10 protein-coding genes and 1 pseudogene are annotated in these 14601 nt (G+C 57.5%); 6 read left to right on the forward strand and 5 right to left on the reverse strand.

The window, feature by feature from the left end:
* Nucleotides 1–145 precede the first annotated feature (145 nt).
* A complete protein-coding gene (locus TU84_RS24155) occupies nt 146–631 on the reverse strand; it encodes an acyl-CoA thioesterase (protein WP_048373808.1) in 486 nt (161 codons plus the stop codon).
* Nucleotides 632–918: 287 nt separating this feature from the next.
* Here TU84_RS24155 and TU84_RS24160 point away from each other — a divergent pair, with 287 nt between their 5' ends.
* On the forward strand, nt 919–2679 hold the full coding sequence (locus TU84_RS24160; protein WP_048373721.1) for a cation:proton antiporter: 1761 nt from the start codon (nt 919–921) through the stop codon (nt 2677–2679).
* A gap of 83 nt (nt 2680–2762) precedes the next feature.
* Here TU84_RS24160 and TU84_RS24165 read toward each other — a convergent pair whose 3' ends face one another.
* From TU84_RS24165 to uvrD, 3 genes are all read right to left on the reverse strand, one after another.
* Nucleotides 2763–3170, reverse strand: a complete 408-nt coding sequence (locus tag TU84_RS24165) for an SMI1/KNR4 family protein (RefSeq protein WP_048373723.1) — start codon at nt 3168–3170, stop codon at nt 2763–2765.
* 136 nt (nt 3171–3306) lie between these two features.
* On the reverse strand, nt 3307–4161 hold the full coding sequence (locus TU84_RS24170) for a Tim44 domain-containing protein (RefSeq protein ID WP_048373724.1): 855 nt from the start codon (nt 4159–4161) through the stop codon (nt 3307–3309).
* 208 nt (nt 4162–4369) lie between these two features.
* On the reverse strand, nt 4370–6550 hold the full coding sequence (gene uvrD / locus TU84_RS24175) for a DNA helicase II (RefSeq protein WP_048373726.1): 2181 nt from the start codon (nt 6548–6550) through the stop codon (nt 4370–4372).
* A gap of 446 nt (nt 6551–6996) precedes the next feature.
* Here uvrD and TU84_RS24180 point away from each other — a divergent pair.
* From TU84_RS24180 to TU84_RS24190, 3 genes and pseudogenes are all read left to right on the forward strand, one after another.
* A pseudogene (locus TU84_RS24180) lies at nt 6997–8676 on the forward strand (putative bifunctional diguanylate cyclase/phosphodiesterase); the annotation flags it as partial.
* A gap of 156 nt (nt 8677–8832) precedes the next feature.
* Nucleotides 8833–9699 carry a transcriptional regulator HexR gene (hexR, locus tag TU84_RS24185; RefSeq protein ID WP_048373728.1) on the forward strand — a complete coding sequence of 289 codons (867 nt, stop codon included), beginning with the start codon at nt 8833–8835 and terminating at the stop codon, nt 9697–9699.
* Nucleotides 9700–9891: 192 nt separating this feature from the next.
* On the forward strand, nt 9892–10104 hold the full coding sequence (locus TU84_RS24190) for a PA3496 family putative envelope integrity protein (protein ID WP_048373729.1): 213 nt from the start codon (nt 9892–9894) through the stop codon (nt 10102–10104).
* Here TU84_RS24190 and TU84_RS24195 read toward each other — a convergent pair.
* Entirely contained in the window at nt 10046–11008 is a 963-nt protein-coding gene (locus tag TU84_RS24195) for a LysR family transcriptional regulator (RefSeq protein WP_048373731.1), read from the reverse strand. The two genes, TU84_RS24190 and TU84_RS24195, sit on opposite strands and share 59 nt — an antisense overlap.
* Before the next feature lie 192 nt (nt 11009–11200).
* Here TU84_RS24195 and TU84_RS24200 point away from each other — a divergent pair, with 192 nt between their 5' ends.
* Both TU84_RS24200 and oadA read left to right on the forward strand, forming a co-directional pair.
* Complete coding sequence (locus tag TU84_RS24200) at nt 11201–12616, forward strand: acetyl-CoA carboxylase biotin carboxylase subunit (RefSeq protein ID WP_048373732.1); 1416 nt, start codon at nt 11201–11203, stop codon at nt 12614–12616.
* Nucleotides 12617–12627: 11 nt separating this feature from the next.
* Nucleotides 12628–14436 (forward strand): sodium-extruding oxaloacetate decarboxylase subunit alpha, encoded by a 1809-nt coding sequence (gene oadA / locus TU84_RS24205; RefSeq protein ID WP_048373734.1) that lies wholly within the window; start codon nt 12628–12630, stop codon nt 14434–14436.
* The last annotated feature ends 165 nt before the right edge of the window (nt 14437–14601 follow it).

Raw genomic sequence — 14601 nt, forward strand, 5'->3', positions numbered from 1 at the left:
TCGGTTGGCACGTACTGATTGGTCGTCGTATTCTTTTTCATGGACTCGCCCTCGCTGTCGTTGGCTTCTAATAGAATGCCACCGTGGCGCACAGACGCCTCGGCTTGGGCGAGTCCATGTAATTACAGAGGTTGGGTGGTGTGGCTTAGAGCGTTTCGTCTTTCAATTCGCGATAGCGTTGTTCCAGTTCCTGACGGATCTGGCGACGTTGCTTGCCCTGGATAAAGCGGCGTTTATCTTCGCTGTTCAATGGCTGCAGAGGCGGTACAGCCGCCGGTTTACGGTCGTCATCAACCGCCACCATGGTGAAGAAGCAGCTGTTGGTGTGGCGCACTGAACGTTCACGAATATTTTCGGTGACCACTTTGATCCCGACTTCCATCGAGGTGTTGCCGGTGTAATTGACCGACGCCAGGAAGGTCACCAGCTCGCCGACATGAATCGGCTCACGGAAAATAACCTGGTCCACCGACAAGGTGACTACATAACGTCCTGCGTAGCGGCTCGCGCAGGCGTAAGCGACCTCGTCGAGGTACTTGAGCAGGGTTCCGCCGTGAACATTGCCAGAGAAGTTGGCCATGTCCGGGGTCATCAAGACCGTCATCGACAATTGGGAGTTTCCGGGTTCCATAGCAGCAGGCTCGCGGTTGTGTTGCAGCAGTGAAGTGGGCATCTCTGCGGACGCTTTGTGATTTTTTGAAACAGTTAATAACGGGACGCTGTCGCTTTGGCTGTCGTCACGCTCTGTTGTATCTGTTTCCATATATTGCACCGCCTTTCAGCCAGAAGTCGCGCTGTTAGCGTGCAAATGTCCTTCGTTCGGACAATTCCTACACTTAAAACTATCGAGATGCGCAGCGTATCAAGCTGGGCCTGTCGTTTTGTTGCCGGGCAAAAATTATAAAGGAGCGTCACGCCATGCATGCCATCAGCTTTATCCAGGATTTGGCAGTCATCATGCTGGTCGCAGGCGTGGTGACTATTCTGTTCCACCGGTTCAAGCAGCCGGTGGTGCTGGGTTACATCGTGGCAGGTTTTATTATCGGCCCGCACACCCCGCCTTTTGGCCTGATTCACGATGAAGAAACCATCAAGACCCTGGCCGAACTCGGGGTGATCTTTTTGATGTTTTGCCTGGGGCTGGAATTTAGCCTGCGCAAACTGTTCAAGGTCGGGGCTACCGCGTTTATCGCAGCGTTTATGGAAATTACGCTGATGATCTGGATCGGCTACGAAATTGGCCGCTGGTTCGACTGGAACACCATGGACTCGCTGTTCCTGGGCGCGATCCTGGCGATTTCTTCGACCACCATCATCGTGAAAGCGCTTAACGACCTGAAGATGAAAAACGAGCGCTTTGCGCAGCTGATTTTTGGCGTGCTGATCGTGGAAGACATCTTGGGCATCGGGATCATTGCCTTGCTCTCGAGCATCGCCGTGAGCGGCAGTGTGAGTCCGGAAGAAGTCTTTTCGACGGTCGGCAAATTGTCGCTGTTCATGATCGTCGCACTGGTCATCGGCATCTTGCTGGTGCCGCGCGTGCTGGCCTATGTGGCCCGCTTTGAAAGCAACGAAATGCTCCTGATCACCGTGCTGGGCCTGTGTTTTGGCTTCTGCCTGCTGGTGGTCCGGCTGGAATACAGCATGGTGCTGGGCGCCTTCCTGATCGGCGCGATCATGGCTGAATCCCGTCAGTTGCTGAAAATCGAACGCTTGATCGAGCCGGTGCGTGACTTGTTCAGCGCGATCTTTTTTGTCGCCATCGGGCTGATGCTTGATCCGGCCATTTTGATGGAGTACGCCTTGCCGATCGTGGTGATCACCGTCGCGGTGGTACTGGGCAAGATGCTTTCGTGCGGGCTGGGCGCCTTTATCGCCGGTAATGACGGACGCACCTCACTGCGTGTCGGGATGGGGCTTTCACAGATTGGCGAATTCTCTTTCATCATTGCGGCGCTGGGCATGACCTTGCAGGTCACCAGCAGCTTCCTGTACCCCGTAGCGGTCGCGGTATCGGTGCTGACTACCTTGATGACGCCTTACCTGATTCGCGCCGCAGACCCGCTCTCGCTCAAGCTGTCGCACGTGGTGCCGGGGCGTGTGTCACGGGTGTTTGGGTTGTATGGGGAATGGCTGCGCAGCATTCAGCCGCAAGGCGAGGGGGCTTTGCTCGCGGCGATGATCCGCAAGATCTTGCTGCAGGTGGGCGTCAATTTGGCCCTGGTGATCGCTATTTTCTTTGCCGGCGGCTTTTTCGCCCCGCGGATCGCGCGTTACCTACAGGGCTGGATCCTGGAGCCGAGCTGGCAGAAAGGCATCATCTGGGGCCTCGCCTTGCTCCTGTCGCTGCCGTTTTTGATTGCGGCGTATCGCAAGCTCAAAGCGTTGTCGATGTTGCTGGCCGAGATGGGCGTTAAACCGGAAATGGCCGGGCGGCACACACAGCGTGTGCGTCGGGTGATCGCTGAAGTGATCCCGATTCTGTCGTTGCTGGTGATTTTTCTGCTGCTGTCAGCCTTGTCGGCGAGCATCTTGCCGACCAACGAACTGCTGATCGTGATTGCCGTGGTGGCAGCGGGCGTTGCGGCGGTGTTGTGGCGCTGGTTTGTGCGTATTCACACGCGTATGCAGGTGGCGCTGCTGGAGACGCTGGATAATCACAAGGAAAGCAGCCACTGACAGCTGTGTAGGAACGAGCTAGTCTCGCGATTTTTTGATCGTTTAAAAGATCGTGAGGCAAGCTCGCTCCTACAGGGCGTTTATCAGCTTTCCAGCCAGACGTCGCGGGCCCAGTGCCAAACCGACTCCCAGGTTTCTTCGGTGACCAGCTCTTCTTCAGCGGACCACAGCACCACGGTGCCGTCTTCTTCGACGCAGTAGAAGTCGTCACCGTCCTGGCAGATGGGGATCAGGCTGCGATCAACGCCGGCATCCCAGGCGTTCGCCGCCACATCCGGCAAGTAGGTGTGGGACTGAGGGTCGGTCACGGTGACCGGCTCCAGGCTGCCGTAGACAACGTCGCTGACGGTCAGCAAAAACTCCCGGAAGACAAAAGGAATATCGATGAACAATTGTTCTTCGATTTCGACCAGCAGGTCCTCGTCAGGCAGTTCCAGAGGAACTGGTACCGGTTCGTTGGCTTCACGTAATTGTTCGATAATTTCTTCCACGACCTCAATCCTCATGCTCTGTATGGCGCGGTTTATATGACGGGCTTTATACAGTAGCTCGTTATAAGTGCAATCGTGAAATGCAAAGCCCCGGACAAGTCCGGGGCTTTGGTTACAGCATGTAATGCCTGAGGGATCAGCCGTTCTGGCGGATACCGGCAACCAGCCAAGGCTGGTTCTCGCCTTGTGGGCGTTCCATGTTCCAGCTTTCGCTGAACGCTTCGCCTTGGTCGAAACGCGAGTTTTTCGAGATGCCGCTGAAGGTCAGGGTGGCGATCGTCTTGTCGGCGCGATCATCTACACCTTCAAGTTGAACTTGCAGATCGTCGATGTAGGTCGACTGGAAGCCGTCACCCAGCTCAGCACGCTCGCGCTTGAGGAACTCAAGCATTTGCGGGGTCACGAACTCGGCGATTTTGTCCATTTCGTTGGCATCCCAGTGCTGTTGCAGGGATTGGAAATGGTTACGCGCAGCTTCCAGGAAGCTCTGTTCGTTGAACCAGGCCGGTGCGTTGATCACCGGACGGGCTGCGGCAGGAGCAGCAGAACCGCCGAAGATCGAATTCAAGGCTGGCTTTTGCTCGAACACTTCGCGTTGCATCGGCGCATGGCCAGCAGGGGCCATGTCAGCTTGTTGCTTGCGTCGACGCGCGGCAATGAAGCGGAAGATCACAAAGGCGATGACCGCCATGATCAGGATGTCGAAGAACTGCATACCCTGGAAGCCGCCACCCATGAACATGGAGGCCAGCAGGCCGCCAGCCGCGAGGCCAGCCAGAGGGCCGAGCCAGCGCGAAGCACCGCCGGCTTTGGCAGCGGCGCCCGCAGCGCCTGCGGCAGCAGGAGCTGCTGCGGCTGGAGCCGCTTGGCGAGTTTGATGGCTTGGCGCTGAACCGGCGCTTTTGCCGCCGCCGAAGCGTTTGGCGTTCGCGTCGAGGCTCATCGTTAAACCGATGCACAACGCCATGGCGATGCTAAGAAAACGTTTCATAAAGGGAATTCCCATTTGTGGATGACACGCGCGCCATGTTGCACAGGTGAGGTGTGACTGGCTAGCAGTGAAATGTTTCGGGCTTTTGCCTGATTGGGTGTAGGACGGATCCTGAAGTCACGTAATACATGTAGGAACGAGCCTGCCTCGCGATCTTTTGACGCTCAAAAGATCGCGAGGCCAGCTCGCCCTACAGGCTATTAACGTGTCAGACGGCCTCTAGCTTGGCGTAGCCCATCATCAGCCACTTGCTGCCGTCGGGGAAGTTCACCTGCACCCGGGCCTGTGCGCCAGCGCCTTCAAAATTAAGGATCACGCCTTCACCAAACATGGCGTGCTTAACCAACTGGCCCAGCTTGAATTCGGTTTCGGGAATTTCCGAACCGCCGAACAGCGTGCTGGCGCTTTGTTTCTGGCCGCCGAAAGGGCGACTGACACTGTTGGACAGACGAACTTCCTGGATCAGACCTTTTGGTACTTCACGAACGAAGCGCGAAACCTTGTTGTAGGTCTCAGCACCATAGAGGCGTCGGGTTTCTGCATAGGTCATGACCAGGTTGTGCATCGCCCGGGTGATGCCCACGTAGGCCAGGCGACGCTCCTCTTCAAGGCGGCCGGGCTCTTCCAGGCTCATCTTGTGCGGGAACAGCCCTTCTTCCATGCCCACCAAGAACACGTACGGGAACTCCAGGCCTTTGGCGCTGTGCAGCGTCATCAGCTGGATACCGTCTTCGTGCTCTTCGGCCTGGGTATCACCGGCTTCCAGCGAAGCATGACCAAGGAAGGCGGCCAGAGGCGACAGCTCTTCGTCTTCTTCATTGCTTTCAAAGTTGCGCGCCGCGCTCACCAGTTCCTCAAGGTTTTCTACCCGGGCCTGGCCTTTTTCACCTTTTTCCGCCTCGTGGTAGGCAATCAGCCCACTTTGCTCGATCACGGTCTGGGTCATCAGGTGCAGCGGCATGTCCATGACTTTGGCGGCGAGGTTCTCGATCAGCTCGATAAAGCCTGCGATGGCACCAGAGGCCCGGCCCGGCAAGGCTTTATTGGCGATCAGCTGGCGCATGGCTTCCCACATCGACACATCGCTGTGACGGGCGTGCTCGCGGATGGCCTCGACGGTTTTTTCACCGATGCCCCGCGCCGGAACGTTGATCACCCGCTCCAGTGCCGCATCGTTGCCGCGGCCTTCGAGCAAGCGCATATAGGCCATGGCGTTTTTGATTTCAGCGCGTTCAAAGAAGCGCTGGCCGCCATAAATACGGTACGGGATACGTTCGCGCAGCAAGGCTTCTTCCAGCACCCGCGACTGGGCGTTGGAGCGGTACAAAATAGCGATGTCGTTGCGGGCCAGGCCGGTGTTCAACGCGCTCTGGATGGTTTCGACCACATAACGCGCTTCATCATGCTCGTTGAAGGCCGCGTACAAGTTGATCGCTTCGCCATCACCGCCATCGGTCCACAGCTCTTTGCCCATGCGCCCGCTGTTGTTGGCAATCAGGGCGTTGGCGGCTTTGAGGATGCCGGCCGTGGAGCGATAGTTTTGCTCCAGACGAATGGTCTCGGCGTCCGGGAAGTCGGTCGAGTACTGGTAGATGTTTTCGATCTTGGCGCCGCGCCAGCCGTAAATCGACTGATCGTCATCGCCCACCACCATCAAGCTGTCGCCACCTTTGGCGAGCAAACGCAGCCAGGCGTATTGCACGGCGTTGGTGTCCTGGAACTCGTCGACCAAGATGTGCCGGAAGCGTTTTTGGTAGTGCTCCAGCAAGCCCGGGTGGTCGCGCCACAGATCGAGGGCACGCAACAGCAGCTCAGAGAAGTCGATCACGCCTGCACGCTGGCAGGCGGCCTCGTAGGCTTCATAAATGCTGCGCATGGTGCCCAGGAACAAATCGCCGCTGGCTTGAATGTGCTGTGGGCGCAGGCCTTCGTCTTTCTGGCCGTTGATAAACCATTGGGCCTGACGCACCGGCCAGCGCTGCTCATCGAGCCCCAGATCACGAATCACCCGCTTGACCAGGCGTTGCTGGTCATCGCTGTCGAGAATCTGAAACGTCTGGCTCAAACCGGCTTCTTGCCAGTGAGCCCGCAACAGGCGGTGTGCCAGCCCGTGGAAGGTGCCCACCCACATACCGGCCGGGTTGATCCCCATAAGCTGCTCGATACGATGACGCATCTCGGCAGCGGCCTTGTTGGTGAAGGTCACCGACAGCACGGAGTGCGGGGACGCGTTTTCGACCTGGATCAACCAGGCGATACGGTGCACCAGCACACGGGTTTTGCCGGAACCTGCGCCGGCCAGGACCAACTGACGCCCAATACTGGCCGTGACGGCCTGACGTTGGGCATCGTTGAGGGAATTTAACAAGAGAGAGAGATCTTCGCGCATCGACGCATTCTAGGGTGCCGGGGCAAACCGGGCAAACACCAATCCAGTTCTGTTGGGCCGTCTGTCGTGGCGTTGTGCCAAACGTCAAAAAAGAGTGTCTACAAGCTGTTACGTCATTGGTTTGGTTAACTGCAATAATGTCGTCTATTTTTTGACGTCTCATCGTTTGGTCGTGGGCACTGCTTGTGTATGCTCGGGCGACTTTTTTGGCTCATCTCCCTTGAATAAGAACGTTGCCGATGAATCAGAGTTTTACCTCCCTGGGGATATATTCCGGCTTAGGATTCGGGCTTTTTCTGGCTCTGCTGGGTGCATTCGTCTGGCGAATCGATCTGATTAATCAGCGTCGTAAAGTGCGTAATAAAAAATTCAAAAGTGTGTTCGAAGAACTGCAGGACGCTAATTTTCGCAGTGAGCAGCTCAACGCCGAGCTCGCCCGCGAGGTCGAGCAGCGTCGGCTGGCGTCGACGGTGTTCGAGGCCGCCAGCGAAGGCATCGTGATTCTTGACCCTACCTACAAAATGCTCACGGTCAACCAGGCGTTCAGCCGGATCAGCGGGTATGCCGTGGCAGAGCTGGTGGGTCGCCGTGTTGATGAGCTGGCTTGCAGCCGCGATGCGCGGCGGCATTTTCCGATCATTCAGGCCTCGCTGGCAGAGCACGACAGTTGGTTGGGTGAGCTGGTAGAAACCCGCAAGAACGGCGAACTCTACCCGCAATGGTTGCAACTCAAGGTGGTGCGTGACGACGCCGCGCAGGTTAGCCATATCGTGGCCTTTATTACCGACCTGTCGGCGCGGCGTATCGTTGAGGCGCGGGTGCGTCACCTGACGCATTTTGATGAACTGACCGGGCTGGCCAATCGGCTGCTATTTAAAGAGCGTCTGGAAGAGGCCAATCAGCGCGTCCGCCAAGGCACGTCAAGAAACCTGGCATTGCTGCACATCGACCTGGATCGCTTCAAGTTGCTCAATGACAGCCTCGGGCCGGAGCTAGCGGACCAAGTGCTGCAAAAAATTGCAGAGCGCCTGACCAAGGCATTGCCCGAAGCTGACACCATTTCGCGCCTCTCCAGCGATGAGTTCGCCGTGCTGTTCGATGCCTACGGCAGCCTGACCAGCCTGGCGCGGGTTGCCACCCGGCTGATGGGCAAGCTGAGCCGGCCGATAGTGGTCGACGGCCACGAGTTGGTGGTGAGCGCATCAATGGGGATCAGCTTGTTGCCCGATGGCGCCCGAGACATCGCCCAGTTGGTCAGCCAGGCCAACAAAGCCATGCAACAGGCCAAACACATGGGTGGCGGGACGTTTCAGTTTTTCAGTCACAGCCTGCAACACAGCACCCTTGAGCGTTTGCAGTTGGAAAATCAACTGCGCAAAGCCATTGGCGAACGCAAGCTCAGCGTTTTTTATCAGCCTAAGCTTTGCCTCAAAAACGGCCGTCTGGATTCCGCTGAAGCCTTGGTGCGTTGGGATCACCCCGAGTTGGGCAGTGTGTCGCCGAGCGACTTTATCGCGCTGGCTGAAGAAACTGGCCTTATCGTGCTGATCGGTGAATTTGTGCTGCGTGAGGCCTGTCGTCAGGCCGCGCAATGGCAACAGGCGGGGCTGGCGCCAATACGGGTGTCGGTGAACCTGTCGGGCCATCAATTGCGCCAAGGTAATCTGGTCAGCCTGGTGCGCCAGGTGCTGGAAGATACCGGGCTGGCGCCGCACTGCCTGGAGCTTGAAATCACCGAAAGCCAGTTGCTTGAAAATGTCGACTACGTGATCGCCACCTTCCAGCAGTTGCATGAATTGGGCGTGAAACTGGCCATTGATGACTTCGGCACCGGCTACTCATCGCTCAGCTACCTCAAGCGCTTTGCCGTGGACTACGTAAAAATTGATCAGACGTTTATCCGTGGCGTGGGCACCTGCGTTGAGGACGATGCCATCACCAAGGCGATCATTGCCATGGCCCACAGCCTGGAGTTGAAAGTGGTGGCCGAGGGCGTTGAAAACGAAGTGCAACTGGCGTTTCTCAAGGAGCATCAGTGCGACGAAGTGCAGGGTTACTTGATCAGCAGCCCGACCAACGCTCAGGCCATGGCTGATTTATTGCGGGCCGGTGTCGCCATTTGGTAGTGGCAAGAAAGGCTACATGCCCGGAAAACACGGCATTTTGCCGATAAGGCTTGCGAGACTACGACGTATTGGTTGGGCAAAAAACGAATTCTTGTAGTATAACTACAAGATTGCTACATCCCCGGCGCCCGCCGCTTCCAGACCGAGTCCTGCCTTTTGAACCTGCTGCAACATATCGCCCAGTCACGCCACTTGTTACGTAAATCGGAACTCAAGGTCGCCGATCACGTGCTGCTTGATCCTGCGGCAGTAATGCACAGTTCCATGGCCGACCTTGCTCACAGCGTGGGGATCAGCGAACCCACCATCGTGCGCTTTTGCCGGGCGATCGGCTGTTCGGGGTTTCAGGACCTAAAACTCAAGCTGGCGCAAAGCCTGGCAGCGGGTGCCAGTTTTGGTCAATTTGCGATTCATGAAGATGATTCGGTTGCCGATTACAGCCTGAAAATCTTCGACACCACGTTGCACACCTTGATGGATGTGCGCGAGAAGCTCGACCCGGTGGCGTTGCAGCAGGCCGTGACCGCCATGTCGCAAGCGCAACGCGTGGAGTTTTATGGCTTTGGTGCATCGGGCGCTGTGGCCGCGGATGCGCAACATAAGTTTTTCCGGTTGTTGCTGACGGCGGCGGCGTATTCCGACCCGCACATGCAGGCGATGTCGGCGGTAACCCTAAAACCGACAGACGTGGCCATTTGCATCTCGCAGTCCGGGCGTTCCAAAGACTTGCTGATCACCGCCAACCTGGTGCGTGAAAGTGGCGCGACGCTAATTACCCTGTGCCCAAGCCAAACGCCTTTGGCTGAACTGGCGACGGTAAACCTGGCGATCGACGTGCACGAAGACACCGAAATCTATACCCCGCTGACCTCGCGTATCGCCCACCTGGTGGTGATTGACGTGTTGGCGATGGGCGTTGCCATGGCCCGCGGCCCGAGCCTGGTCAACCACCTTAAAAGCGTTAAACGCAGCCTTCGCAGCCTGCGTCTGTCGCCAAAATCGCTGAAAAGCCACGAAGATTAAGAGCGTTGAAGATCCACGGTGGGAGCGGGCTTGCTCGCGATGGAATCGCTGCGATCATTCAGGTAAACCGTGTTGTCTGAATCGCGAGCAAGCCCGCTCCCACAGTTTCATCCCCCTGTCACTGCACGTTCGCAAAGTCGTCACAAACAAAGTCCATCGTGAAACTCCCGTACACGCCTTGGGAGACTCGAAATGGCCCAGCCTTACGAAGAACGCAACAGCGCCGTCAAAACCCGCCGTCAACAAGAAGACCAGCGTCGCATGGCCTTTCGTCGTGCGATTGAAGACCTTACGGACCAGCGTCAGCTGCGCCTGGAAACAGCCGATTACCCTGATATCGCTGCACTCAATTACTGGCAGACCCCGTCGGCAAATGGCCGTCGAACCGCTCAACCAGCGCGCTGATTTGTTGGCGTTCACTGCGAATAAATTCCAGGAACGCATGCGCCACCGGTGACAGGCGTTTGGCTTTAGCCTGCACCAGGCACCAACTGCGATACAGCGGCAACTCTTCGACCGGCAGCTCATGCAGCAAGCCGGTCGCCAGCTCCAGGCTGACGGCGTGGCGCGTTAACAGCGCCACGCCTAACCCGGCCACTGCGCACTCACGTTGCGACTCGTTCGATGACACTTCCAGGGTTTGATTGAAGTGCACGCGCTTTTCCTTGAAATACTCCTCACACGCCATGCGCGTGCCCGAACCTTGCTCGCGCATCAGCAAGGTATACGGCTCAAGGTCTTGCAAGCGCAGCGGGCCACGCTCGCATAGCGGATGCCCGGCCGGGGCGACGGCAACGATGGGGTTATTCAAGAACGGTAGAAACTCCAGGCCCATGTCCAGCGGCACCATCGACATGATCACCAGGTCATCGCGGTTATCCGAAAGCCTGCGCACGGCCTGTGCCCGATTGACCACCGTGAGCTGCAAATTGACCTCTGGGTGCTGGCGCTTAAAGGCGGCAAATAAATGCGGCACGAAATATTTTGCGCTCGATTCGATGGCCAGTTTCAGTTGGCCTTGCAGCGAACCCAGCATGTCCGACAGCTGCATATCGAGGTTTTCGAGACGTCCGAAAATATCCCGGCTGGCCAGCTTAAGCGCTTCAGCGGCCTCGGTGAGGTAGAGCTTTTTGCCCACATAATCGAACAAAGGCTGGCCAATCAGCTCTTCCAGCTGACGAATTTGTAGACTTACGGCGGGTTGCGTCAGCGACATTTCTTCTGCTGCGCGGCTGTAAGAGCGCAAATCGCACACCTCATTGAACACCTGAAGCTGGCGAAAAGTTATACGCATCAATGACTTACGCATTTTATTGATTTTTCTTAAGGCAAGTGAGTTGCCTGACTATAAGTCTTTGCTAATGGCAGGCCCAAGAATTATTGATTTTTGTTTATTCATGCGTAGGACTAGTGTGACAACGCAACGGTTCAGACACATTTGGACACGTGCGGACCTGGTCTAGCAGGTCGTTTGTTCCATGGGCTTTAGGGAAAAATCCAAGTGATAAAAAAGATCCTGATCGCCAACCGCGGAGAAATTGCCGTCCGTATCGTGCGTGCCTGCGCAGAGATGGGCATTCGTTCCGTAGCGGTTTATTCCGAGGCTGATCGCCACGCTTTGCACGTCAAGCGTGCGGACGAAGCACACAGCATTGGCGAAGACCCGCTGGCCGGTTACTTGAACCCGCGCAAGCTGGTGAACCTGGCCGTTGAAACCGGCTGCGATGCGTTGCACCCCGGCTACGGCTTCTTGTCAGAAAACGCCGAGCTGGCGGATATTTGTGCCGAACGCGGCATCAAGTTCATCGGCCCGGCCGCTGAAGTCATTCGCCGTATGGGCGACAAGACCGAAGCCCGCCGCAGCATGATCAAGGCCGGTGTGCCGGTAACGCCGGGCACCGAAGGCAACGTTGCCGACATCCACGAAGCGTTGATCGAAGGCGACCGTATCGGTTACCCGGTCATGCTCAAAGCCACCTCAGGCGGTGGCGGTCGTGGTATTCGTCGCTGCAACAGCCGCGAAGAGCTGGAACAAGCTTTCCCGCGTGTGATCTCCGAAGCCACCAAAGCGTTTGGCTCGGCTGAAGTCTTCCTCGAAAAATGCATCGTTAACCCCAAGCACATTGAGGCGCAGATCCTCGGTGACAGCTTCGGCAACGTCGTGCACTTGTTTGAGCGCGACTGCTCGATTCAGCGTCGCAACCAAAAGCTCATCGAAATTGCCCCAAGCCCGCAACTGACCCCGGAACAGCGCGCCTACATCGGCGACCTGTCCGTGCGCGCAGCCAAGGCCGTGGGCTACGAAAACGCCGGTACTGTGGAGTTCCTGCTCGCCGAGGGCGAGGTGTACTTCATGGAGATGAACACCCGGGTGCAGGTGGAGCACACCATCACCGAAGAAATCACCGGCATCGACATTGTTCGTGAGCAAATTCGCATCGCCTCTGGCCTGCCGCTGTCGATCAAGCAAGAAGACATTCAGCACCGTGGCTATGCCCTGCAATTTCGGATCAACGCTGAAGACCCGAAAAACAACTTCCTGCCCAGCTTCGGCAAGATCACCCGTTACTACGCGCCAGGCGGGCCTGGCGTGCGGACCGACACAGCGATCTACACCGGCTACACCATCCCACCGTATTACGACTCCATGTGTCTGAAACTGGTGGTGTGGGCACTGACATGGGAAGAAGCGATGGACCGTGGTTTGCGCGCCCTCGACGACATGCGTCTGCAAGGGGTCAAAACCACCGCCGCGTATTACCAGGAAATCCTGCGTAACCCGGAATTCCGTAGCGGCCAGTTCAACACCAGCTTCGTAGAAAGCCATCCAGAACTGACCAACTACTCGATCAAGCGCAAACCCGAAGAGCTGGCCCTGGCCATCGCCGCCGCCATCGCCGCCCACGCGGGCCTGTGAGGAATAAAACAATGTCCAAGAAAATCTTTGTAACCGACACCATCCTGCGTGACGCCCACCAGTCCTTGCTGGCCACCCGCATGCGCACCGAAGACATGCTGCCGATCTGCGACAAGCTCGACAAAGTCGGCTACTGGTCGCTGGAAGTGTGGGGCGGCGCGACGTTTGACGCCTGTGTGCGCTTTCTGAAAGAAGACCCGTGGGAGCGCTTGCGCCAACTGCGTGCGGCATTGCCTAACACCCGCCTGCAAATGCTCCTGCGCGGCCAGAACCTGCTGGGCTATCGCCACTACAGCGACGACGTGGTTAAAGCCTTCGTCGCCAAGGCAGCGGTTAACGGTATCGACGTGTTCCGTATCTTCGACGCCATGAACGACGTGCGTAACCTGCGCGTGGCCATCGAAGCGGTAAAAGCCGCTGGCAAGCACGCACAAGGCACCATCGCCTACACCACCAGCCCGGTGCACACCATCGAGGCGTTCGTGGCGCAGGCCAAGCAGATGGAAGCCATGGGCTGCGACTCGATCGCAATCAAAGACATGGCTGGCCTGCTGACACCGTTCGCCACTGGCGACCTGGTCAAAGCGCTGAAGGCTGAAATCGGCCTGCCGATCTTTATCCACTCCCATGACACAGCCGGCCTGGCTGCCATGTGCCAGCTCAAAGCGGTTGAAAACGGCGCCGAGCACATCGACACCGCGATCTCCAGCTTCGCTTGGGGCACCAGCCACCCGGGCACCGAGTCGATGGTCGCAGCCCTTAAAGGCAGCGAATACGACACCGGCCTCGACCTGGCGCTGTTGCAGGAAATCGGCCTGTACTTCTACGCCGTGCGTAAGAAATACCACCAGTTCGAAAGCGAATTCACCGCCGTAGACACCCGTGTACAAGTCAACCAAGTGCCGGGCGGGATGATCTCCAACCTCGCCAACCAGCTCAAAGAGCAGGGCGCGCTGAATCGTATGAGCGAAGTGCTGGCCGAGATCCCGCGTGTGCGTGAAGACCTGGGCTTCCCGCCGCTGGTGACACCGACATCGCAAATCGTGGGCACCCAGGCGTTCTTCAACGTCCTGGCAGGCGAGCGCTACAAGACCATCACCAACGAAGTGAAGCTCTACCTGCAAGGTGGCTACGGCAAAGCGCCGGGCGTGGTGAACGAAAAACTCCGTCGTCAGGCCATTGGCAACGAAGAACTGATCGACGTGCGTCCGGCTGACCTGCTCAAGCCAGAAATGGCCAAATTGCGTGGCGAAATTGGCGCGCTGGCTAAATCTGAAGAAGACGTGCTGACCTTCGCCATGTTCCCGGATATCGGCCGTAAATTCCTTGAAGAGCGTGCTGCGGGCACCCTGGCTCCAGAAGTGCTGCTGCCGATCCCTGAAGCGGGTGGCGTGAGCAAAGCGGGCGGCGAAGGCGTGCCGACCGAATTCGTGATCGACGTCCACGGCGAAAGCTACCGCGTCGACATCACCGGTGTGGGCGTCAAGGCCGAAGGCAAGCGCCACTTCTACCTGTCCATCGACGGCATGCCGGAAGAAGTGGTGTTCGAGCCGCTCAACGAATTCGTCGGTGGTTCCTCCAGCAAGCGCAAACAAGCCAGCGAGCCGGGCCACGTCAGCACCGCCATGCCGGGCAACATCGTCGACGTGCTGGTCAGCGTGGGCGACACCGTCAAAGCGGGCCAATCGGTACTCATCACCGAAGCCATGAAAATGGAAACCGAAGTACAGGCCTCCATCGCCGGCAAAATCGTCACCATCCACGTCATCAAAGGCGACCGCGTCAACCCGGGCGAAATCCTGATCGAAATCGAAGCCTGATACGCCATTGATTCAAACGCTTTAAACCTCGGGGGAGCATGTGCTCCCCTTTTTTTTACCCGAGATTTGACGCCGTCCCGTAGGAGCGAGCTTGTCTCGCGATCTTTTAAAGATCAAAAGATCGCGAGGCAAGCTCGCTCCTACGCGGGAGTGAAATCAGGCATT

The organism is Pseudomonas helleri (assembly GCF_001043025.1).
Lineage (GTDB): Bacteria > Pseudomonadota > Gammaproteobacteria > Pseudomonadales > Pseudomonadaceae > Aquipseudomonas > Aquipseudomonas helleri.

What these genes read in the sequence shown, in the direction of transcription:
- TU84_RS24155 (WP_048373808.1), bottom strand. Translation starts at nt 631, where the DNA reads ATGGAACCCGGAAACTCCCAATTGTCGATGACGGTCTTGATGACCCCG.
- TU84_RS24160 (WP_048373721.1), top strand. Translation starts at nt 919, where the DNA reads ATGCATGCCATCAGCTTTATCCAGGATTTGGCAGTCATCATGCTGGTC.
- TU84_RS24170 (WP_048373724.1), bottom strand. Translation starts at nt 4,161, where the DNA reads ATGAAACGTTTTCTTAGCATCGCCATGGCGTTGTGCATCGGTTTAACG.
- uvrD (WP_048373726.1), bottom strand. Translation starts at nt 6,550, where the DNA reads ATGCGCGAAGATCTCTCTCTCTTGTTAAATTCCCTCAACGATGCCCAA.
- TU84_RS24190 (WP_048373729.1), top strand. Translation starts at nt 9,892, where the DNA reads ATGGCCCAGCCTTACGAAGAACGCAACAGCGCCGTCAAAACCCGCCGT.
- TU84_RS24195 (WP_048373731.1), bottom strand. Translation starts at nt 11,008, where the DNA reads ATGCGTAAGTCATTGATGCGTATAACTTTTCGCCAGCTTCAGGTGTTC.
- oadA (WP_048373734.1), top strand. Translation starts at nt 12,628, where the DNA reads ATGTCCAAGAAAATCTTTGTAACCGACACCATCCTGCGTGACGCCCAC.